The sequence below is a fragment of the Cognatishimia activa genome (genome assembly GCF_026016445.1).
Classification (GTDB): Bacteria; Pseudomonadota; Alphaproteobacteria; order Rhodobacterales; family Rhodobacteraceae; genus Cognatishimia; species Cognatishimia activa_B.
The window spans coordinates 1829104-1850829 of sequence record NZ_CP096147.1 but is presented as its reverse complement, the minus strand read 5'-3'; the positions used below and the strand labels follow the sequence as shown (position 1 = coordinate 1850829).

Here is a 21726-nt window from a genome sequence, read left to right as displayed (position 1 = left end):
AGCGAACTAATCGTTCGTCAGAGTTTGTTTTTGTATCAATAAGCCAACCCCTCTAATGCAAAAAATTTGCAGAAAACTTCGTGCTTTTATTTGCCGGAAACGTGGAGTTAAAGCGTTGCGAACCATCGACGCATTCGTGGCTTCGCTAAGTTGTTTGACCTAGAAGTGCAGGGGGCCTGAATAAAACAGCCCGCTATCAGCGGGCCATTTAGTCTTTCTTGTGTTCCCGGTTAGCGGGTTCGGCCCAATGGGTCCAACTCGTCTCTGAGCCAATCTCCCAGCAGGTTCAGACCTAGGACAGTCAGCATGATTGCGATGCCGGGGAATACCGTGACCCACCATGCGGTTTGAATGTAGCTGCGGCCCTCGGACAACATACCTCCCCAGCTTGGGGTCTGCGGATCGGCGCCAAGACCGAGGAATGTCAAACTGCTTTCCAGCAGAATATTATTGGCCACGTTGAGAGTCAGAAGGATGATCAATGGCCCCATGGCATTGGGCAAAATATGCGAGAAGATGATTTTCACATCAGGCAATCCATAGCTACGCGCAGCTTGAACAAATTCGCGTTCTCTCAGGCTTAGTACAGACCCCCGGACCAGCCGCGCATATTGCACCCATTGTGATACGATCATCAGGATGATGATCCGATCAATTCCGGGCCCGACAATCGCGATGACCGTGATGGCCATGAGGATGAAAGGCAAGGCCAATTGAACGTCTGCAAATCGCATAACAAAGGCGTCAAGAAACCCTCGATAGTAGCCCGCAAAGAGACCGATTACGGTTCCAAGCACTACGGAGCCAATCGCGGACAGGAGGCCAACGAGCAGCGATACACGGCCGCCGTGGATAATCCGCTCCAAGATATCGCGACCTAACGGGTCAGTGCCCAAAGGATGATCTGAAGAGAGAAAGGGCGCTGTCAGACGTGCGAGCAGGTCAACTTTGGTGCCGCCGTCTGGATAGATGACCCCTGAAAAAATAACCAACAGAGTCAGTACACCAGTAAGCAAGGCACCGGCGATAAACTCAAATGATGCATAGCGACTCGTCAGGAATTTCGGCAATGCGCGCGTGGGTTTTTGTTGTGTTTGATCAGTCATTTAAGCCACCCGGATGCGAGGGTCGATCAGGCCATAAACCAGATCAACAGCGAGGTTTACGGCGACAATCATGATCGCCAAAAGAGAGACGGTTGCCTGCAAGAGCGGATAGTCGCGCTGCGCTATGGCCTCAATTGACAGCGTGCCCATGCCGGGCCAGTTGAACACTAGCTCTACCACCACGAGGCCGCCAATGAGATTGCCGAATTGAAGGCCAAGGAAGGTCACGATCGCAATTGCGGCGTTGCGCAGGGCGTGTTTGTAGATCACGACACCTTCATTCATCCCTTTGGCACGGGCCACCATGATGTATTGAGCCGAGAGTGTTTCCAGCATCTGGGTGCGCACCAGGCGCACATTGGTGGCGGTCAAAATAATACCAATTGTCAGCGCAGGCAGGATCAATGCGGACCAGCTTTCAAAGCCTGAGGCTGGTAGGATGGGGAACGTGATAGACAAAAGCAGCACAAACATGATGCCAAGCCAGAAGTTCGGAAAGGATAATCCAACAAGGGACAGAACGCGGATGATTTGATCAGATAGCCCGCCCTTGTGCAGCGCTGAATGGATGCCCAGGGGAATGGATATCAGGATAGATATACCTAGCGATGCCACCGCCAGTATCAAGGTTGCGGGCATGGCGATGCCAATCAGATCACGGATTGAACCGCGGAAGAAAGACTCTCCCAGATCACCTGAGAGAAGGCTGGTTATGAACTCAAAATACTGGACGAAGAACGGTCGGTTCAGACCTAATGCCTCGCGAATTTGGGCAAGGTCTTCTTCTGTAACGTTACTGGATTCAGCGGTCATCATGATCGCCGGATCGCCCGTTAAGCGAATGGCGAATGCAACAAAGAGGGTCACAGCAAGCGTCACTAGGATCGCTTGGAAGACACGTTGTAAGATAAAACGAAATACTGGCATGAGATCTCCTCCCAGCGATCAACGCTGGTGCGGCCAGCCCCTAACCCGGCAGGGTCAGGGGCCGGAGTTAGATTATTTCAGGGTGACGTCCATATAACGGGCTCGGTCGTCCGGTGCCGGAACAAAGCCTTCAACACGTTTATTGACGCCATAGAGAGTCGACAGGTTGTACAGCGGCAGGTCGAGCGCATGTTCGTGCGCATAGGCAGCCACTTTCTGCAGCGCATCACGACGGACATCGGTGTTGTATGTCGCGCGCTCTTCGTCGAGCAGAGCGTTCAGTTTTGCATCATCGATGTAAGGATTGTTACGCTCACCGGTGTGATAGAGCAGATATGCGGTGTTATCGAAGTCAAAGGTCCAACCGCCCCAGCCGAAATAGAACATTTCTCCGGATTTGCCGTTGGTGACGATCTCATTGAAGAAAACGCTGGTCTCATGGGTGCGCACATTTAATTTCAGCCCAACTTGCTCAAGATAGGCGGCAATCACCTGGGCAATTTCGCGGAATGTGTCGTTGCTGCTTGGAATATCCAGTGTGATTTCAGTGCCCGCAGCAACGCCTGCCTCCTTCAAGAGGCGCTTTGCGGCTTCCGGATCGTAGGGATAGGGCTTGAGCGAGCTGTCGTTGCCGAATGATTTCTCGCCCTGCGCACTGGAAATTGGGCTCGCCAGACCGCCAAGTAGCGCTTGAATGATGGTCTCCCGATCAACTGCCATGGAGATTGCTTTACGGACGCGTGGGTCTGTGGTGATGCCGCGCTCGGTGTTGAACCGGGTGATAACAACAGAAGGCCCATCCACGTTCACAAGATCAACGACGTCGCTTTGTTTGATGGTCTCTACCGAAGGTGTTGGAATGTTCAGCGAGATGTCGATACCACCGGACAGCAGCTCTGCCATGCGGGTTGCATCTTCTGGGATGAAGCGAATGTTGACGTTGTCGACCTTCGCTTCGCCATTCCAGTAGGTATCAGACTTCTCAAGTTTCACGCCGATTGTCGGCGTATATTCGGCGACTTTGAAAGGGCCAGTCCCTACTGGTTTCATATCAAAGGCATCTTCGCCGACTTCTTCAATATACTTTGGTGGTACGATCATCGCACCGTAGCCAGCCAGTTTGGTGATCAGAACGGGATCAGGGCGTTCCATCATGAAATCAACAGTGTATTCATCGACCACAACCACTTCACGGATAGACGTGTAGTTGCCACGCTGCGGACCCTTGGCACCTTCTTCGCCGAGGAGGCGGTCAAAGGTGTATTTTACAGCATCCGCATTGAACGGTTCGCCGTTATGAAACTCAACGCCTTCGCGCAGGCTGAAACGAATACGTGTTTCATTGTCCAGGAATTCCCAGTTCGTTGCCAAACCTGGCTGCAGCTGTAGATCTTCGCCACGGAATACCAGACCGTCAAAGACGTTGCTCGCGATCGAGCCCCATGCCAGTCGGAAGGTATCGATCGGATCAAGATTTTGTGGATCTCGGCCCTGCGCCACATTCAAGGTGGTTTCGGCAAAAGCGGTGATGGGTGCTGCCAAGGTGAGGCAGGACGCCAAAAGGGTCGAACGGACCGCGTTTTTGGGTGTGAGATATCGAGAGATAAAAGACATAAGTCCTCCAGTCGGTGGTTGATGAGGGTGGGCATTCGCCCTTGTTGTTAAGCGGATTGGATGAGGGCTATTGCAGTAATGCGCCGAGCTCTTCTGCAGACTGCGCTGCGTAGAAATGACCATCTTCAACAGGCAGTAGGTCGACCAGAGTTGGTTCATCTCCAACAGGCCGCATCGCGCTAGGGATTTCCCCTTCGAGTGGTGGTCTGGTTGGGCGATGCCCCGGATTGAGAACGGGCACGGCAGACAAAAGTCGTTTAGTATAAGGGTGTTGCGGGTTCTCAAAGATTTGCTGGCGGCTGCCGATTTCAACAATCTGGCCGAGGTACATCACGGCAACACGATGGCTGATGCGCTCCACGACGGCCATGTCATGAGTGATGAAGAGATAAGAAAGCCCTTGGTCAGCTTGGAGCTGCATCAGGAGATTCACAACCTGCGCCTGCACGGAAACGTCCAGTGCAGAGACTGCCTCATCTGCAATGATCAGGCTTGGATCGCATGCCAGAGCACGGGCGATGCAGAGACGTTGTCTTTGACCACCTGAAAACTGATGCGGGTATCGGCTGGCATGGCTGGTCGGCAGCTCAACCTTTGTGAGCAGGTCCGCGATCTTTGCCTCAGCTTCTTCCTGTGACGACACCAACCCGTGGACCTTTGCAGGTTCAATCAAGCTTTCACCAATTGTCTTGCGCGGGTTCATGGAACCGTATGGGTCTTGGAAGACATACTGGGTCTGTTGGCGGAAGGCCTTACGCTGCTCAGGCGGAAGTGAAAAAACATCCTGGCCGTGGTAGCGCATCGCGCCAGAAACAGGCTCTACAAGTTGCTGAATGGTTTTGCCGACCGTGGACTTGCCGCTGCCGGATTCCCCCACCAAGGCAAGTGTTTCACCGGGGTAGATGTTGAAGGAAATCTTCTCTGCCGCATGCACGCGATGTGTGACCCGGTTCAAGAGACCGCCACGCACATCATAGCGTGTGGTGAGATCTTCGATTTCAAGAACAGGCTGGCTGCGGTCGACAGCTTTGGCAGGTGCCTTTGTCTGGATTTGTGTCTGTCCCGGAATATCAAAGAGTTTCGGTTGGGTGGTGCCGGTCATGCTGCCGATGCGGGGAACTGCGGCAAGAAGCGCCTGCGTATAGGCCTCTTTTGGCGCTCCCAAAACGGTTCTGACAGAGCCCGTTTCGACAAACTTGCTGGCCTTCATCACCAAGACATTATCAGCCATCTCAGAGACCACACCCATATCATGGCTGATGAAGATCACCGAGGTGCCCATTTCCGCCTGCAACTCGCGAATGATGTGCAGGATTTGCGCCTGAATGGTCACGTCGAGCGCCGTCGTGGGTTCATCTGCAACAAGGATTTTCGGCTGACAACAGAGTGCCATCGCGATCATCACGCGTTGGCGCATCCCGCCGGATAGTTGATGCGGGTAGCTGTCAAGCAGACGCGCTGCATTTGGCAGGCGCACCAGGTCAAGAAACTCCAGCGCTTTCTTGCGAGCCTCGCGCTTGTTTAAGTTCTGATGGACCGCGAGCGTTTCCCCCATTTGCCCGCCAATGGTGAACACGGGGTTCAACGAGGTCATTGGTTCCTGAAAGATCATCGCGATTTCATTGCCACGGATTTTTCGAAGCTCACGTTCAGACAGTTGCGCAAGATCAACACGCCGACCCAGGATTTCACTTTGAAACAGCAACTCTCCCTTTGGAACACGGCCACCGATGTGCCGCAGCAAACCCAAAATCGCCAAGGAAGAGATCGATTTGCCAGAGCCGGATTCCCCGACAATGGCTAAGGTTTTATTATGCTCAAGGTCAAAGGAGACGCCATCGACAGCGCGTACCGCAAAATCTCCGTAGCCGAATTCGACCGTGAGATCGCGCACGGAAAGCAGTGGGGAGGTGTTGGGGGTGCTGTCAGACATGGCGATGATCCTTATGCGGAAAGAGGTTGCTGGGTGGTGAGTTCTTCGGTGAGAGTGTCGATGCAAATCGCGATAGCTTCGGTAATCATCGGCAGACTCATGGAGGGCACCTGTGCCTCGCGGCGCTCGGTCATCGCGATGTTGCCAGGGGTCTGAGGCACATGGATGAAGCCCTGTAGTGTGGACATGCCACGCTGACTGATCAGGTGCGCTGCGGTGTAGAGCATCTGATTACAGAGATGCGTGCCCGCATGAAAGGAGAGGGCGGCGGGGATACCGGCTCTGATCACCGCATCGACCAATTTGGCATTGGGAAGCGTAGCATTGTAGGCATCAGGCCCGCCTGTGAGAATTGGTGTTTTGTCAAAGGTTGCACCAGCCACATCCGGGACGCCGAAGTGCCGCCAATTGATGCCGACCATCTCTGGCTGAATGATCCCAGCGTCAGAAACGCCAATCCCGATCCAGGCATCTGGACGATGATCTTCCAGCAGTGCATTCACTTTGCTTGCCAGACTGTCGCTACGTACGGGGAGTACGTGAAAACTGACGTCACAATGCCGCCAATCGCGCTTGCGCAGTTCCTCTACAGTCTGAGCAGCCGGGTTGTTTTCCGCTTTCGCCCAGGGACCATATCCCGCCACCAGAATTTTCGGCAGATGCGCCATTCGTATTTCCTTGGTTTGTTTTTTAGAAACCATGGACGAACGAAGTTGATAATCTCAAGTCATATTAATACATAGGTGAATAGGTAAATATTATAGGCGGAGATATGCTTTGAAACACCGACAAATCGAAGCCTTTCGTGGCGTCATGCAATCAGGCACCACGGCGCAAGCAGCAAACCTGATGTCGGTGACCCAGCCTGCTGTGAGTCGCTTGATTGCTGATCTCGAAATTTCCCTTGATTTCAAACTGTTTGAGCGCACCAAGGGCAGGCTGCATCCAACACCTGAGGCGCTTCGTTTTTATAATGGGGTGGAACGGTTCTACATCGGCATGGATGAACTCGACAGCGCTGCCAGACAAATCCGAGAGCAACGACCAAGCGACCTGAAAATCTGCGTAACGCCAGCTTTGTCGACGAGTGTGCTACCTCTTGCTGTAAAGAAGTTTCGCGAATCTCACCCCTCAGTCGCTTTCCAGATCGAAACCGCATCTTTCAACCAAATCGCACTTAAGCTGCAGACTCACCAAGCTACGCTTGGGATTTCGCATGCCTTTCCTGACTTGCCGGGAATACTTCAAGAGCCACTGGCTGAGGCTGCGCATGTCTGCGCCATGCACGAAACTCACCCCTTGGCAAAACGTGAGGTAATACGAGTAGAGGATCTGGAAAACGAAAACGTGCTGCGAATATTGCCTGCACAACAAGTCAATTGGGACGATACCCACAATGTTCTCGATGGCGCGAATATCCAGTATCGCTCAGACATTGGCATTCAGAGCTCCCATACGGGATACTCCATGATCGCTGAGAATTTAGCGGTTGGTGTGATTGAACCATTTGGTGCGGGGCCCTGGCAGGCAAATGGCGTCATTGCTCGCCCGTTTGAGCCATGTATCGAATATTCCTACATAGTTGCGACACCTGAGGGCTTGCCGCCATCGGAGCACCTGGCTGCATTTGTGCGTACTCTGAAGGGCGTTACCGCTGAGTTCTTGCACGGCTTGGGTAATGCAGAAACGTGAAAGGCCTTTAAGGTGTGCGTCTAAGCTTTCTGCCGGGCGCGGGTCTTAGACCCAAATATTTAAGAGTGACCATGTTTGAAAGAAAAAGACGCAGTGATTGAATTCGTCACTGCGCCCTCATTTTGTTCTAAGCTACGAGATCAGTCCTGCAACTGAGACAGATGCGGCATCAGCTTCAGAAGTTCCGCCGTGTAGGGGTGTTCTGGCGCCGTGAATATGGTTTCAGCGTCATTCACCTCGATCATCTGACCCTGTTTCATCACCGCAACCCGATCACACATCTGGCGCACCACCGGCAGGTCGTGGCTGATGAATAGCATCGTCAAACCAAGGTGCTCTTGCAGATCTTTCAGGATGTTGAGGATTTGCGCCTGAATGGACACGTCCAGCGCACTGGTTGGTTCGTCGCAGATCAAGAAACGCGGTTGGGTCGCAATGGCGCGCGCGATGGAAATCCGCTGCCGTTGACCGCCTGAGAACTCATGCGGGTATTTGCGATCAGAGCCGCGCGCCAGCCCCACCTTGTCCAAGAGTTCCTGCACGCGGGCGTCGGTTTGGCCTTTGGGAAGAATCTTGTGGTGGATCAGCGGTTCCGCAACGATATCGCCGACTTTCATGCGCGGGTTCAGACTCGAGAATGGATCCTGGAAGATCATCTGAATCTGTTTGCGGTAGGTCGCCAGTTGCTGAGCATCCATCGAGGTGACTTCATCCCCGTCAAAGATGATCTCGCCGCCGTCGGTATCGTAGAGCGTTGCGATCATACGTGCGACGGTGGATTTACCTGAGCCACTTTCCCCTACGATGCCAAAGACTTCACCGTCTTTAATATCGAAGCTGACATTATCAACGGCCGTGAAGTATTTGGTGCGCGAAGGGATCACAGAGGCCTTTTCCACAAAGCGTTTGGTCAGGCCTTTGACCTCTAGCATCTTACCGGATTTACTGGCATCTGAGTGTTGCCAGTTACGCGCAAGGTCTTCGATTTTAAACACCGTCTCACGCCCGCCATAGCTGACTTGCGGGAAACGGTGAATTTTCTTGTGCGGACGGGGAACCGCCGCAATCAAAGACTTAGTGTAAGGGTGCTCTGGTGCGCCCAAAACCTGATCGGTGGTGCCATTTTCGACCACTTCACCGGCGTACATCACTGTCACCTGTTCCGTAGTATCGGCAATCACGCCCATGTCGTGGGTCACGAGAATGACGCCAATCTGACGTTCCCGCGCGAGCTTTTTGATCAGCTCCAGTACCTGCGCCTGAATGGAGACATCGAGCGCTGTGGTCGGTTCGTCCGCAATGATCACAGAGGGCTCTGAACAAAGCGCCAGCGCAATCACAACCCGTTGCCGCATCCCGCCAGAGAACTGGTGAGGATATTGATCAAAGCGATCATGCGGGTTGGGGATGGAAACGGCTTCCAGCAGTTCAATCGCCCGTTCCTTGGCAGCAGCTGCCCCAAGGTCGAGATGCAATTGAATGGTCTCCACCAGCTGTTCACCGATGGTGAACAGCGGATTGAGGGAGGTCAGCGGATCTTGGAAGATCATGCTGATTTCCTTGCCGCGGATCTTGCGCTTTTCCTCTGCCGACAGATTGTCGATGCGCTTGCCCTTCAGCCAGATTTCCCCCTGCGAGATATGCGCAGGTTCGTCCAGCAGGCCAATCACAGCGTTGCCGGTCATGGATTTGCCAGCGCCACTTTCGCCCACGACGCCCCGGATTTCCCCGGGGACGATGTCGTAGCTGACGTTCTGAACAGGTTTGAAAATACCGTGACGGGTCGGAATTTCGACGGTCACATTGCGGATTGAGAGAATGGCTTCTGTCATTATTTCAACCTCGGGTTCAGAGCGTCACGCAGCCAGTCACCCAGCAGGTTCACACTCAGGGCCAGCGTCAGAAGGGTGCAGGCAGGGAAGAAGAGGATCCACCACTCGCCAGAGAAGAGGAACTGCTGACCAATGCGGATCAGCGTGCCCAGCGACGGTTGGGTAGGCGGCGCGCCGACCCCCAGGAAGCTGAGCGTTGCCTCTGCGATGATCGCCAATGCCAAAGAGATCGTGGCAATCACCAGAACCGGCGACAGCACGTTTGGCAGGATGTGACGCAGCATGATTGAGAAGGACGGACGTCCGATCAACCGCGCGGCGGCCACATAGTCTTTGCCTTTTTCCACCATGGTTGCCCCGCGCACAACGCGGGCGAACTGCACCCAATCTGAAAGACCAATCGCAAGGATCAGAACCCAGATTGCCATTTGATCGCGATATTCCACGGGCGTGATGCCCTTGGCGATACCGAAGACCAGCATGGCCACCAGAATGGATGGGAAGGTCAACTGCACGTCAGCGGCGCGCATGATGATAGTGTCGGTCCAGCCCCCTGCGTAACCCGCGAGAAGACCAAGCGCGATGCCCAGCACCATGGCAAAAAGCACGGCAGCCACACCCACAAAGAGCGAAATCCGCATGCCATAAAGAATGGTGGAAAAGACGTCGCGGCCTTGGTCGTCAGTGCCCATGATAAAGCTTTCGCCGGTGAAGGCGTTGGCTTCAGAGGGCGGTGTGAAACCGTTCATCAGGTTCAAGCTTGCCGGATCAAATGGGTTGCTTGTGGCCAAGATCGGCGCAAAGACGGCGGAAAGGATCAAGAGCAGCGCGACGATTGCCGAAATCATCGCAACCGGTGATTTGCGGAACGCGTAGTAGAGATCGCTGTCCAGAATACGACGCAGGCGCGTCGGGGTTTGTGTTTCGATTACTTCGGTCATTTGCCTGCCACCCGCAGTCGAGGATCAATAAAGGCGTAGAGGATATCAACCGCGAGGTTGATGCCCACAAACATCACAGAGATCAGCATCAGATAAGCTGCCATCACCGGGATATCGACGAATTGGATTGCGTTGATGAACAAGAGGCCCATGCCTGGCCATTGGAACACGGTTTCCGTGATGATGGCGAAGGCGATGATCGCACCAAGTTGCAGACCGATGATGGTCACAACCGGCACCATTGTGTTCTTCAAGGCATGGCGGAAATGGACGGTGCTGTCACCCAAGCCCCGTGCCCGCGCAAAGCGGATGTAATCCTGCCTTAGAACCTCAAGCATTTCTGATCGCACCAGACGCATGATCAGGGTCATTTGATAAAGCCCCAATGTGATCGCCGGAAGGATCAGAGATTTCAGCCCGCTTGATGTCAACAAACCCGTTGTCCAGCCGCCGAGATCCACAACTTCTCCGCGCCCGAAACTGGGCAGCCAATTGAGTTCTACCGAGAAGAGGTAGATCAAGAGGATGCCGATTAAGAAGGTGGGCAGTGAGACGCCAATAAGCGAGGTCGACATGATGAAGTTCGCTAAGAAACCGTCTCGTTTGATGGCGGTATAAACCCCAAGCGCGATGCCAATCAGGATGGCAAAAAGCGCCGATACCGCGGCCAATTCCAAGGTTGCCGGTGCGCGTTCCAGCAGGATTTCGGACACAGGGCGACCTTGACGGTAGCTCACGCCGAAATTGCCCTGAACGGCCCCTTCGAGGAATTTGTAGTATTGAACAGGGAAGGGCTTATCCAGGCCCAGCTGTTCCTTCAGACGCTCAACATCTTCAATGGTGCGTTCCTGACCGAGCATATTGTCGATCGGGTCACCTACGAAGTTGAACATGGAAAATGCGACAAGGCCCACAATGAGCAAGACCAAGATGGACTGCCCAATGCGCCTTATTACGTAAGCCAGCATTTGTTTTTATTCTCCAGTGGGTTACGCATAAATGCGAACGCCCCGAACGATGTCGGGGCGCTTTAGGTTGATTAGTTTACTGTCACCCAGCGTAGGATAAAGAAGTTATCCGGGCGCTGCGTGAGTTCGATGTTGCTGCCGGTACCCCATACCAGCGGTTGTACATACATCGGCACATAGGCAACTTCGTCTTGAAGAATTTTATGCGCCTCATCCACCAGAGCCTGACGTTTGTCCGCGTCAATTTCTGATTGGATCATTGGCAGAAGCTCGTCCACACGTGCGTTGGAGAAGCCACCAAAGTTCCAAGAGCCAAGTTTCTTTTCGCTATTTGGCGTGGATGCAAGGAAGCGGATTGGGTGTTCCGCATCAAATGTGCCTGGGGACCAGCCCAACAGGTACATATCGTAGTTGTCTGCGCGCAGTTCCGGCCAGTAGTTGGACACAGGCATCGCGTCCAAAGTCGCTTTGATACCTACTTGTGCCAGCATGCCGGTGACAGCCTGACAGACAGATTCATCGTTGAGATAGCGGTTGTTCGGGCATTTCAGACCAAACGAAAAGCCATCTGCATAGCCTGCTTCCGCCAAAAGCGCCTTGGCGCGTTCTGGGTCGTAAGCAGGGCGGGCGGCGAGACTATCGGAATAGCCATTCATCGCCGGAGAGACGAGCTGGCTGACCTCTTGCGCGTTGCCACGCATGATGGTCTGCAAGATCGCAGGCACGTTGATGGCATGAGCCACCGCTTGGCGCACACGCAGGTCCGCAAAGGGGTTGGCGTCTGTCACATCAGACGAATATTTGAGCGTGTCAGCCTCATGTGGGAAACCCAGCATGATCACACGGGCTTCGATGCCTTGGATCACGTCTACATTTGGATTGCTTTGCAGACGCGCCACGTCTTGGATTGGCACCGGGTTGATGAAGTCCACGTCGCCAGACAGAAGCGCTGCCAAGGCTGTCGCCGGGTTTTGTACCGGAACCAGTTCTGCTTTGGTGATGTTGTGTTCAACCTCACCCCACCAGCCAGCATGCGGCTGAAGTTCGGTGCGCAGACCAGGTTCGCGCGCGGTGACCGCGAAGGCACCTGTGCCGTTGGCATTCAGCGTTGCGTAGTTGCCGTTTTCCTTGTCAGGCAGGCCCGCGTTATTGGCCTCAGCCCAACCGCTGTCCATGATCATCCAGTTGGCGATCGAGCCTGGGAAGATTGGGTTTGGCGCATTGGTCAGAATGTCGACGGTATAGTCATCGACCTTGACCGCGTCAGAAACAGAGGCAAACCAGCTGCGTGTGTCTGATGCTTCATCAGAGGCGCGTTTGTAGGAAAAGATCACGTCATCCGCGTTGAAGGCAGAGCCATCTTGGAAGGTGACGCCCTGACGCAGAGTGAAACGCCAGCCTTCGCCATCGCCAATCGGTTCCCATGAGGTCGCCAGAGCTGGCTCAACGCTCATGTCTTTGCCACGACGCACAAGGCCTTCGTAGACATTATTCAGGAAGCCCAGAACCGGCGCAGAGTTCACTGCATGTGGGTCCAGAGTTTGAGGATCGGTGGTGACCGCCCATTTGAATTCTTCGGCAATGGCCGGTAGAGCTAAACTGGTCGAAACAAGCGCCGACAAAAAGACTGTTTTCATGCTTTCACCTATGTTGGTAGAACAATTTACTGGTTTCTTGTTTTTGTTATGTACACTGTTCTAATTGCATGCGCTGAGAAGGGATATCCTTCTCAGCGCACATCTGGGCCTTCAATTAAGCACAGACCAGAAATTTAACTGCGGTTTGTGCCGCGGTTACTTGACGGTCGCGTGCTTGATCATTGGCTGGTTCTCAGGGTCAACTTCGATTCCGACATTGTCGCCCATCGCCCAGTTCAGCACCTGGTGGTGAATTGGGATGTAAAGCTGTTCGTCCTGAACGACTCGCCAGATCGCTGCGATGTCCGCATTACGCTGGTCGAGGTCGGTGTTTGACGCCAGAGACAGGATTTTTGCATCCAGTTCATCGTTGTCAAAGCCGGTACCATTCCATGTGCCGATGCTGCTTTCGCGACCGTGTACGAGGAAGTTAAAGATGTACTCGGAGTCGTAAGTTGGAACACCCCAACCCAGCATGTAGAAGTCGGTTTTACTGTCGGTGATTTTCGGGAAGTGCTGTGCTTTCGGAATCGCGTCCAAGTTCACAGTAATGCCGATTTGACCGAGCATACCCACGGCCGCCTGACAGATCGCTTCATCGTTGATGTAACGGTCATTCGGGCAGTCCAGACGGATGGAGAAACCATCGCCATAGCCAGCTTCTGCCATCAGAGCTTTCGCGCCATCGATGTCAGTTGTGCTTTCGCCGTCCATTGCAGCAGTCCAGCCGTTCACAAACGGAGGTGCAATCATGCCCGCTGGCTCAGACTGACCACGCATCACAACCTGCTTGATCGCATCCCGGTTGATTGCCATCGACATCGCACGACGGACGCGCAAATCTGCCAATGGGTTTTTGCCGTCCACGTTATCCGCTTCCAGATCCTCAGCCCCTTGGTTCATACCAAAGAAGATCACGCGGTTTTGTGGCGCGGTTTTCACAACCAGACCGTCAGAGCCATTTACACGCTCAAGGTCTTGCACCGGAACGTCTTGCAGGAAGTTGATCTCACCAGACAGCAATGCCGCAACACGGGTCGCCGCGTTTTGGATTGGTGTGTGGATGATCTCTGAATACGCCATCGGAAACTGATCGCGGCCCCAATAGTCATCATTGCGTTCCATGACGGTTTTTACGTCTGGTTCGCGGCTGACAAGCTTATAAGCGCCGGTTCCGTTCACATTGGTGGTCGCATAGGTGATCTCGCCACCTTCAAAGTCCTGTACATCGACTGTGTTGTTTTCTTCAGTCCAGTCTTTGTCCATGATGAACAGGTCGGTGAGGTTGGCTGGCAGGATCGGGTTAGGACCGTCCGTGACCATTTCCACTGTATAATCATCAACTGCGCGGATCTCTGTGATAGAGTTCAGCAGTTCTTTCATGTCAGATGTTTCTGTTTTCGCACGGTTGTAGCTGAAAACAACATCTTCTGCAGTGAAGTCATTGCCGTTGTGGAACTTCACACCTTGACGCAGGTTGAAGACCCAGACGTTTGGATCGCTTGGGCTAGGGGCCCAATCGGTCGCCAAGGACGCTTCGAATGCACCGGTCACATCACGGATAATCAAAGCATCGTACATTTGGTGGCGAATAGTATGTGTTTGGCCCTCATTCTGTGAATGTGGATCAAGTGTCAGCGCATCACCCGCACTGGCCCACCGTAGTGTTTCAGCGCCCGCTGGCAACGCCGTCGCAGCAAGCAACGACGCCACAATGGCTTTCTTCGCAAATCTCATAGGAGCTCCCCTAAGTTTGGTTTTTTTGATTATGGAATTTATTCTTTGATAAAAAATCAGGGATTTCAAAGGAAATATTAGGTTGCAAATGTCAACAATTTCACTTTGCAACGATTTAGGTCGGATTGTTTGATAAAAACCTACTTTAATACAAAGGTTTAGTCGGCGATTCGCGAAGCGACGCCGCAAGCAGCTTTGTTTCCGGTAAGGTCAGTTTCACATATTTCGGAATCTAACCGGCATTCAATCTGCGAGGAGTGCGGGTCTTTAAGCCATTGGTTGTGCACTTGGATATCAGATTTACCGACGGTTCCTTCTGGCATCCTGCTACCAAACACTTTGCAGGCGATCCCTACAAGGGGGCTCCAGTTACTTAACGAATTCTAGGTTGCTGGAAGTCGATCGGAATGAGGGGTCAGTATATATTGGCGAATTTGAAGTTGCTTAACCAGCCATTATTAGGTGTTTGTCCACTTCATAAAGCGCCGATCTCTGGATCTCGCTCTCTAAGGTGAGTGAAGTTTAATCTAAAAATATATATTTAAAACAATGATTTGAGGCCCTTTTCGGTGACTACTAATTATTTAGTTGACTAAATTGTGTACGTTTGCCAACGTAATGCGACCGGGGAAATCCGGGATATAATTCATTGGGAGGAAAAGATGCGGACGTATCTTCTTTCCGCAGTGGCGGCGGCTGCCGTGATTGCGGGCACACACTCGCTTTATGCCGACGAAGCGGCAGCAAAGCGTTGGATTGATACCGAATTCCAGCCATCCACGCTCAACAAAGATGAGCAGATGAGCGAGATGCAATGGTTCATCAACGCAGCACAGCCATACGCTGGCATGGAAATCAACGTTTTGTCCGAAGGCATTCCAACACACGGCTACGAGGCCGAGGTGCTGACGAAAGCTTTCGAGGAAATCACTGGCATCAAAGTGAACCACCAGATCCTCGGCGAAGGTGAAGTTGTTCAGGCGGTGCAAACCCAGATGCAGACCAAGCGTAACCTTTATGATGGTTACGTGAACGACTCTGACCTGATCGGTACACACTCTCGTCTGCAGCTGGCCTATAACCTGACCGATATGATGGCAGGTGATTGGGCGGCGACAACTTCGCCAACGCTTGATCTGGATGACTTCATGGGCACCCAGTTCACCACTGGCCCTGACGGCGACCTCTATCAGCTTCCAGACCAGCAGTTCGCGAACCTCTACTGGTTCCGCAAAGACTGGTTTGACCGAGAAGATTTCAAAACAGCCTTCCAAGCGAAATACGGCTATGAGCTGGGTGTTCCAGTCAACTGGTCTGCTTACGAAGACATCGCAGAGTTCTTCTCAAAAGATGTGAAAGAGATCGACGGCACAGCCATCTACGGTCACATGGATTATGGTAAACGCGCCCCTGACTTGGGTTGGCGTATGACCGATGCGTGGCTGTCTATGGCAGGCGCGGGCTCCAAGGGTGAACCAAACGGCGTTCCTATCGACGAATGGGGCATTCGCATGGAAGCAGGGTCCTGCAACCCAGCCGGCGCAAGCGTGACTCGCGGTGGTGCGGCTAACGGCCCAGCAGCGGTTTACGCGATCCGCAAATGGGACGAATGGCTTCGGAACTACGCTCCTCCAGGTGCGGCATCCTTTGACTTCTATCAGTCTCTGCCAGCTCTGAGCCAAGGCAATGTGGCCCAGCAGATTTTCTGGTACACAGCCTTCACCGCAGACATGGTGAAGCCTCAGAACGAGGGTAACAACACCGTGGATGCTGAGGGCAACCCACTGTGGCGCATGGCTCCATCTCCGCACGGACCATACTGGGAAAAAGGCCAGAAGGTTGGCTATCAGGACGTGGGATCCTGGACCTTCCTGAAGTCCACCCCATCTGAGCGCGCGCAGGCTGCATGGCTTTACGCTCAGTTCGTGACATCCAAGACCGTTGACGTGAAAAAATCTCACGTTGGTCTGACATTCACACGCGACTCTTCTGTGAACCACGCGTCCTTTACCGAGCGTGCCCCAAAACTGGGTGGTCTGGTCGAGTTCTACCGTTCTCCTGATCGTGTTGCATGGTCTCCAACCGGTGTTAACGTGCCTGATTATCCAAAGTTGGCACAGATCTGGTGGCAGCAGATTGGTGACGTGAACTCTGGTGCATTTACTCCGCAAGAGGCGATGGATCGACTGGCTGAGGAAATGGACATCACCATGGCACGGATGCAGCGTGCAGACGAAGCGCAGAATGTCTACGGCGGCTGTGGCCCTCGTCTGAACGAAGAGCGTGACGCAGAATACTGGTTTGCAAACGGCGGCGCGAAGCCAAAGCTGGCAAACGAGAAGCCTGCAGGTGAGACAGTGAATTACGACGACCTCGTTGCACGCTGGAACGCCAACTAAGCACCTAACACACTCTCCCCGAAGTTAGGCCAAGGCTGGGGTCCTCGTGACCCCAGCCTCCTTAGCAGGAAACGGCAACATCCAAATCCAAAGGTGCAAAATGGCACTTGTTTTGAACAATATTACTAAGGTGGTGCGAGGTGTTACCCACATCAAACCCACCAGCCTGACGTTGGAAAAAGGTCACTTCAACGTTCTGCTCGGCGAAACGGGCGCAGGTAAGACGTCCCTCATTAAGATGATGGCAGGGATCGACCCGATCGCATCCGGTACGGTTGTTATGGACGGCAATGACATAACAAAACTGAACACACAGAAACGGCGCATCAGCCTCGTGCATCAGTTTTTCGTCAACTATCCGCACATGACGGTTTTTGACAATATCGCCTCTCCTCTGCGCGTGGCCGGCATGGCGAAATCTGAGATTGAAGGGCGGGTTGGCGAAGCCGCTGATATTCTGAAACTCGGCCCAATGCTGCATCGTCGCCCGCATGAGCTTTCTGGTGGTCAGCAACAGCGCTGCGCCTTGGCTCGTGCGATTGCGAAAGACAGCCAAGCAGTGTTCTTAGATGAACCGCTGGCGAACCTTGATTATAAGCTCCGTGAAGAGCTGCGGGAGCTGTTGCCAGAACTCTTTGCTGATCGCGGTGCTGTAGTGGTTTACGCCACTTCTGAACCTGAAGAAGCCCTTTTGCTGGGTGGTGAAACCGCTCTGATGGTGGATGGCAATGTCGCGCAGTTTGGCCCGACCGCCGAGATCTACCGCGCGCCAAGCAGCCTAATGGCAGCGCAGGTCTTCTCTGATCCTCCAATCAACCATGCAACAGTACGGAAGCAAGGCAGCGCCTTCCATTTGGGGGATGTATCTTGGGCGGCCGAAGGTGATGCGACTGGGCTAACAGACGGGGAATACACAGTTGCCATCCGGCCAAACCACGTTCTGCCAAACGCCTCTGCGGAGGCGCGTGTGGCCGTGACAGGCACTGTTGGTGTTACCGAACTGTCTGGATCTGAAAGCTCCGCACACTTCGAGTTTGGTGAAAACGGCTGGGTTTCTTTGGCCCACGGCACCCATCCTTACCGACTGGGTGAGGATCACACTTTCTATATGAATACCGACGCGTGCCTTTATTTCGCACCCGACGGCAACCGCGTGGCCTAGGGGGACGTAATGGCCAAAATCACTCTGAAAAATCTCAGGCATTCCTACTACCCCAATCCGAAGGGGCCGCAGGACTTTGCTCTGAAAGAAGTCGATCTGGACTGGCAAGATGGTGGCGCCTACGCGCTTCTGGGTCCATCAGGTTGCGGCAAGTCGACCTTGCTGAACATTATCTCAGGTCTGCTGGTGCCATCTGAGGGGCAAATCCTCTTTGACGGAAACGACATGACAAGAGCGACACCCGATCAACGCAACATTGCGCAGGTGTTCCAATTCCCGGTGATCTACGACACGATGACGGTGCGCGAAAACCTTGCGTTTCCGCTGAAGAACCGCGGCGTGGACCCAGCGACCATCGATCAACGTGTCTATGAAATCGCTGAGATGCTGGAAGTCACGGATATGCTGGATCGCCGCGCAGCTGGTCTGTCTCCTGACAACAAACAGAAGATCTCCATGGGGCGGGGTCTGGTGCGCGATGACGTGAACGTCGTCATGTTTGACGAACCACTGACTGTGATTGACCCGCATCTGAAATGGAAACTGCGCACCAAACTCAAGGAACTGCACCAGCGCGTCGGTCGCACCATGATCTACGTGACCCACGACCAGACCGAAGCCCTGACCTTTGCCGATCAGGTGGTTGTCATGGAACTGGGAGAGGTCGTTCAGGTCGGCACACCGGTCGAACTGTTTGAACGTCCTGCGCATACCTTTGTGGGTCACTTCATTGGCTCCCCTGGCATGAACGTGCTTCCGGCAGAGATCAAAGATGGTGTCGCATATTTCTACGGTCATCAGGTTGAGCTGGAAGGACCGATCAAAGAAGGTACGTCTGGCAAGCTTGAGATCGGTATTCGGCCTGAATTTGTCAGCCTTGGCGATACCGGCATTGAGGCGCATGTGCGCAAGGTCTCTGACATTGGTAAACACACGGTTGTCGAAGTCGAAGTCGGCGAACATCGCGTGGCCGCCATTTTGAATGGTACCCCACCGGCGAAAGGGGACATCGTGCATCTGCAATTCAAACCAAGCCAAACACGACTTTACGCCGATGGATGGCTGGCGACGGATGTCGCAGTTCAGGAGGACGCAGCATGAAAACCGAAAATCAAAAGGCATGGTTCTTTGTCCTGCCGGTTCTCTTACTGGTCGCCTTCAACGCGCTGATCCCGATGATGACGGTGGTCAACTATTCGGTGCAGGAAACCTTTGGTGACAACCTCTTTTTCTGGGAAGGCCTGACATGGTTTGAACAGATCCTGCGGTCTGATCGCTTCCACGCGGCCCTTGGACGTCAGTTCATGTTCACCGCGCTGATCCTGATCATCGAAATCCCTCTGGGTATCGCCATCGCACTTTCTATGCCGCGCAAAGGCTTCTGGGTGCCGGTCTGTCTAGTTCTGATGGCTCTGCCGATGCTGATCCCATGGAACGTTGTGGGCGCAATGTGGAACATCTTTGCCCTGCCAGATATTGGCCTGCTGGGTTACTTCCTGAACCACGTTCTGGGCATCAATTATGACATGACCCAAGACCCGATTGCGGCTTGGGTGACCATCATCACCATGGACGTCTGGCATTGGACCTCGCTGGTTGTACTGCTGGCCTACGCAGGCCTCGTTTCGATCCCTGACGCCTACTATCAGGCGGCCAAGATCGACGGCGCCAGCAACTGGAGCGTTTTCCGCTTTATCCAACTACCAAAGATGAAGAACGTTCTAACCATCGCAATCCTCTTGCGGTTTATGGACAGCTTCAACATCTACACAGAGCCGTTTGTTCTGACCGGCGGTGGGCCTGGCAACTCGACCACATTGTTGTCCATCGACCTCGTGAAAATCGCCCTTGGGCAATTTGACCTTGGCCCGGCAGCGGCGATGTCTCTGATCTACTTTGCAATCACGCTTTTGGTGTCTTGGCTGTTCTACACGCTGATGACCAAAGACGATCTGAACTAAGGAGGGCGATCTGATGCAAAAACGATCTCTCGTTCCCATTCTCTACATCTTCTTCCTGATGCTGCCGATCTACTGGCTCGTCGCGATGAGTTTCAAAACCACCAATGAAATTCTGGCCGGGTTCTCCTTGTTCCCTCAGACCTTCACATTGGAGGCCTATAAGACGATCTTCACCGATCCGACCTGGTATTGGGGCTACATCAACTCGATCCTCTATGTGTCGATCAACACGGTGATTTCCATCGCGGTGGCTCTGCCGGCTGCTTATGCCTTCAGCCGCTACCGTTTTCTCGGCGATAAGCAGCTGTTCTTCTGGCTGCTGACCAACCGGATGGCACCAGCTGCGGTCTTCGCTTTGCCCTTCTTCCAGCTTTATTCCGCTGTGGGCATCTTTGACACGCATCTTGCCGTGGCTCTTGCACACTGCCTCTTCAACATCCCGCTGGCCGTGTGGATTTTGGAGGGCTTCATGGGCGGTGTTCCGAAGGAGCTCGATGAAACGGCCTTCGTTGACGGCTACAGCTTCCCACGTTTCTTCATGGCGATTTTCATTCCGACCATTAAAGCTGGGGTAGGGGTCGCAGCCTTCTTCTGTTTCATGTTCTCTTGGGTAGAGCTTCTGCTTGCGAAAACGCTGACAGCTGTTGCTGCAAAGCCGATCGCGGCGACAATGACCAAGACTGCTTCAAGTGCAGGCTACGAGTTGGGGCTTCTCGCGGCGGCGGGCACGCTGACCATCATTCCGGGGGCGATCGTGATCTACTTCGTCCGTAATTACATCGCGAAGGGCTTCGCGATGGGGAGGGTTTGATATGCTGAGTTGGATGGCATGGACCTGGCCAACCGCGGCCGTTTTCATTGGGATTTTCAGCGCTATTGGCATTTTGGTCATGCTGGAAATCCGCAACCCCGGTGGGGATGAGCGCCAAGGTATTCTCGGCCTCACCACCACCCGAGGGGATCGCCTGTTCCTGACCTGTCTGGGGACCAGCTATATTTTCCTGCTCTGGATCGGACTATTCGGCATGCCTTTATGGGTACCGCTAGGATTGGCGATATTGTGGGGGATTACCTGCTTCTGGAAAGTGTGAGTTCCATTTTCCTCACAGATTATCGAAGAAGGACTCAGCGGTTTCGCTGGGTCCTTTTTGCTGCGTTCAAATTTCGGTGCTGTATTTTAAGCTGGGCTCTTCCTTCATAAGTTGTGAAACGCTAGTGACAGAACAAACTGAATTTGAAAGGAAAATTAATGAAGGCCATTATCTTAAGTGTTTCAGCGTTAGTGCTGGCGGCTTGTGTGTCATCTCCAAGCGGCAGCGTATCAAAACTTAGAGGTACTGCGAATGTAGAGGGCTATAATGTCAGCTGGGGTGCATTGCAGAAATCTATTGCAAAAGTCCCCAACGGGAAAACGCCGTTAATTTTCACTTTCAAGTCACTGACGCCAACTTACAGCAAGGGCGTAACGGAAGCCGATTGGGAGCGTAGGGCTGCCCAGACGGGGATGGCCGTATCCGACGTCAAAACCTTCTTGGGAGAGTCTGCATATAAGGGTCCAGATGGAGAATTACGGGTTTGTACCATACACGCTATCCAACGCGGTCTGTGCGGAAAGAAACTGGGCCTATCAATTCAGAAACGCGTTGATTTCGCTAAGCGCACTCTGGCCCTGAGCGATCGCTGCGAATGGGTGGGGTTTGACACCGGATATCATTCGCAAACAGCCTACCGATTTGGCGCAGTTGATGAAACGTTACATGTTGCTGCCGTCTGCAACTAAGCCTTCGTCTAAACGGGCTGACGAAGTTATTTGTTTA

At 53.4% G+C, this 21726-nt stretch carries 18 protein-coding genes; 8 read left to right on the top strand and 10 right to left on the bottom strand.

Features of this window, described 5'->3' with window-relative positions; all coding sequences use genetic code 11:
- Window positions 1-230: 230 nt before the first annotated feature.
- The 5 genes from M0D42_RS09230 to M0D42_RS09210 form a co-directional block, all read right to left on the bottom strand.
- A complete protein-coding gene (locus tag M0D42_RS09230) occupies window positions 231-1106 on the bottom strand; it encodes an ABC transporter permease (protein ID WP_265018321.1) in 876 nt (291 codons plus the stop codon).
- Window positions 1107-2033: an ABC transporter permease gene (locus M0D42_RS09225; protein WP_265018320.1), complete on the bottom strand. Its 927-nt coding sequence runs from the start codon at window positions 2031-2033 to the stop codon at window positions 1107-1109.
- A 72-nt stretch (window positions 2034-2105) separates the two neighbouring features.
- Window positions 2106-3647, bottom strand: coding sequence for an ABC transporter substrate-binding protein (locus M0D42_RS09220; protein ID WP_265018319.1), 1542 nt, complete (start codon window positions 3645-3647; stop codon window positions 2106-2108).
- A 67-nt stretch (window positions 3648-3714) separates the two neighbouring features.
- Window positions 3715-5580 (bottom strand): ABC transporter ATP-binding protein, encoded by a 1866-nt coding sequence (locus tag M0D42_RS09215; protein WP_265018318.1) that lies wholly within the window; start codon window positions 5578-5580, stop codon window positions 3715-3717.
- Window positions 5581-5591: 11 nt separating this feature from the next.
- Window positions 5592-6248 (bottom strand): pyroglutamyl-peptidase I, encoded by a 657-nt coding sequence (locus tag M0D42_RS09210; RefSeq protein WP_265018317.1) that lies wholly within the window; start codon window positions 6246-6248, stop codon window positions 5592-5594.
- A 109-nt stretch (window positions 6249-6357) separates the two neighbouring features.
- On the opposite strand from M0D42_RS09210, the gene M0D42_RS09205 reads away from it, so the two are divergent.
- Entirely contained in the window at window positions 6358-7272 is a 915-nt protein-coding gene (locus M0D42_RS09205) for a LysR substrate-binding domain-containing protein (protein ID WP_265018316.1), read from the top strand.
- A 140-nt stretch (window positions 7273-7412) separates the two neighbouring features.
- Here the strand turns inward: M0D42_RS09205 and M0D42_RS09200 are convergent, their stop codons facing one another.
- The 5 genes from M0D42_RS09200 to M0D42_RS09180 all read right to left on the bottom strand — a co-directional run bounded on the left by M0D42_RS09200 (window position 7413) and on the right by M0D42_RS09180 (window position 14387).
- Window positions 7413-9104, bottom strand: a complete 1692-nt coding sequence (locus tag M0D42_RS09200; protein ID WP_265018315.1) for an ABC transporter ATP-binding protein — start codon at window positions 9102-9104, stop codon at window positions 7413-7415.
- Window positions 9104-10045, bottom strand: coding sequence for an ABC transporter permease (locus M0D42_RS09195; RefSeq protein WP_265018314.1), 942 nt, complete (start codon window positions 10043-10045; stop codon window positions 9104-9106). Before M0D42_RS09195 ends, M0D42_RS09200 begins: the two co-directional genes overlap by 1 nt.
- Window positions 10042-11013, bottom strand: a complete 972-nt coding sequence (locus M0D42_RS09190; protein WP_265018313.1) for an ABC transporter permease — start codon at window positions 11011-11013, stop codon at window positions 10042-10044. The genes M0D42_RS09195 and M0D42_RS09190 overlap by 4 nt, the downstream gene beginning before the upstream one ends.
- 71 nt (window positions 11014-11084) lie before the next feature.
- Window positions 11085-12650 carry an ABC transporter substrate-binding protein gene (locus M0D42_RS09185; RefSeq protein WP_265018312.1) on the bottom strand — a complete coding sequence of 522 codons (1566 nt, stop codon included), beginning with the start codon at window positions 12648-12650 and terminating at the stop codon, window positions 11085-11087.
- A 156-nt stretch (window positions 12651-12806) separates the two neighbouring features.
- Window positions 12807-14387, bottom strand: coding sequence for an ABC transporter substrate-binding protein (locus M0D42_RS09180; RefSeq protein WP_265018311.1), 1581 nt, complete (start codon window positions 14385-14387; stop codon window positions 12807-12809).
- 662 nt (window positions 14388-15049) lie between these two features.
- Between M0D42_RS09180 and M0D42_RS09175 the strand changes: the two genes are divergently transcribed.
- The 7 genes from M0D42_RS09175 (at window position 15050) to M0D42_RS09145 (ending at window position 21689) form a co-directional block, all read left to right on the top strand.
- On the top strand, window positions 15050-16786 hold the full coding sequence (locus M0D42_RS09175) for an extracellular solute-binding protein (RefSeq protein ID WP_265018310.1): 1737 nt from the start codon (window positions 15050-15052) through the stop codon (window positions 16784-16786).
- A 100-nt stretch (window positions 16787-16886) separates the two neighbouring features.
- Complete coding sequence (locus M0D42_RS09170) at window positions 16887-17948, top strand: ABC transporter ATP-binding protein (protein ID WP_265018309.1); 1062 nt, start codon at window positions 16887-16889, stop codon at window positions 17946-17948.
- 9 nt (window positions 17949-17957) lie between these two features.
- The gene (locus M0D42_RS09165) at window positions 17958-19049 is read left to right on the top strand and encodes an ABC transporter ATP-binding protein (RefSeq protein ID WP_265018308.1); all 1092 of its coding nucleotides are present in this window, start codon (window positions 17958-17960) and stop codon (window positions 19047-19049) included.
- Entirely contained in the window at window positions 19046-19909 is an 864-nt protein-coding gene (locus M0D42_RS09160; protein ID WP_265018307.1) for a carbohydrate ABC transporter permease, read from the top strand. Before M0D42_RS09165 ends, M0D42_RS09160 begins: the two co-directional genes overlap by 4 nt.
- Window positions 19910-19922: 13 nt before the next feature.
- Window positions 19923-20720 (top strand): carbohydrate ABC transporter permease, encoded by a 798-nt coding sequence (locus tag M0D42_RS09155; RefSeq protein ID WP_265018306.1) that lies wholly within the window; start codon window positions 19923-19925, stop codon window positions 20718-20720.
- 1 nt (window position 20721) lies between these two features.
- Window positions 20722-21000 (top strand): DUF2160 domain-containing protein, encoded by a 279-nt coding sequence (locus tag M0D42_RS09150; protein ID WP_265018305.1) that lies wholly within the window; start codon window positions 20722-20724, stop codon window positions 20998-21000.
- Window positions 21001-21158: 158 nt separating this feature from the next.
- Window positions 21159-21689 carry a hypothetical protein gene (locus tag M0D42_RS09145; protein ID WP_265018304.1) on the top strand — a complete coding sequence of 177 codons (531 nt, stop codon included), beginning with the start codon at window positions 21159-21161 and terminating at the stop codon, window positions 21687-21689.
- The last annotated feature ends 37 nt before the right edge of the window (window positions 21690-21726 follow it).

Bases quoted from the DNA above. Each gene is read 5' to 3' on its own strand.
- M0D42_RS09195 (WP_265018314.1), bottom strand. From the start codon at position 10,045: ATGACCGAAGTAATCGAAACACAAACCCCGACGCGCCTGCGTCGTATT.
- M0D42_RS09190 (WP_265018313.1), bottom strand. From the start codon at position 11,013: ATGCTGGCTTACGTAATAAGGCGCATTGGGCAGTCCATCTTGGTCTTG.
- M0D42_RS09220 (WP_265018319.1), bottom strand. From the start codon at position 3,647: ATGTCTTTTATCTCTCGATATCTCACACCCAAAAACGCGGTCCGTTCG.
- M0D42_RS09215 (WP_265018318.1), bottom strand. From the start codon at position 5,580: ATGTCTGACAGCACCCCCAACACCTCCCCACTGCTTTCCGTGCGCGAT.
- M0D42_RS09145 (WP_265018304.1), top strand. From the start codon at position 21,159: ATGAAGGCCATTATCTTAAGTGTTTCAGCGTTAGTGCTGGCGGCTTGT.
- M0D42_RS09155 (WP_265018306.1), top strand. From the start codon at position 19,923: ATGCAAAAACGATCTCTCGTTCCCATTCTCTACATCTTCTTCCTGATG.
- M0D42_RS09160 (WP_265018307.1), top strand. From the start codon at position 19,046: ATGAAAACCGAAAATCAAAAGGCATGGTTCTTTGTCCTGCCGGTTCTC.
- M0D42_RS09230 (WP_265018321.1), bottom strand. From the start codon at position 1,106: ATGACTGATCAAACACAACAAAAACCCACGCGCGCATTGCCGAAATTC.
- M0D42_RS09150 (WP_265018305.1), top strand. From the start codon at position 20,722: ATGCTGAGTTGGATGGCATGGACCTGGCCAACCGCGGCCGTTTTCATT.
- M0D42_RS09165 (WP_265018308.1), top strand. From the start codon at position 17,958: ATGGCCAAAATCACTCTGAAAAATCTCAGGCATTCCTACTACCCCAAT.
- M0D42_RS09200 (WP_265018315.1), bottom strand. From the start codon at position 9,104: ATGACAGAAGCCATTCTCTCAATCCGCAATGTGACCGTCGAAATTCCG.
- M0D42_RS09225 (WP_265018320.1), bottom strand. From the start codon at position 2,033: ATGCCAGTATTTCGTTTTATCTTACAACGTGTCTTCCAAGCGATCCTA.
- M0D42_RS09175 (WP_265018310.1), top strand. From the start codon at position 15,050: ATGCGGACGTATCTTCTTTCCGCAGTGGCGGCGGCTGCCGTGATTGCG.
- M0D42_RS09185 (WP_265018312.1), bottom strand. From the start codon at position 12,650: ATGAAAACAGTCTTTTTGTCGGCGCTTGTTTCGACCAGTTTAGCTCTA.
- M0D42_RS09180 (WP_265018311.1), bottom strand. From the start codon at position 14,387: ATGAGATTTGCGAAGAAAGCCATTGTGGCGTCGTTGCTTGCTGCGACG.
- M0D42_RS09170 (WP_265018309.1), top strand. From the start codon at position 16,887: ATGGCACTTGTTTTGAACAATATTACTAAGGTGGTGCGAGGTGTTACC.
- M0D42_RS09210 (WP_265018317.1), bottom strand. From the start codon at position 6,248: ATGGCGCATCTGCCGAAAATTCTGGTGGCGGGATATGGTCCCTGGGCG.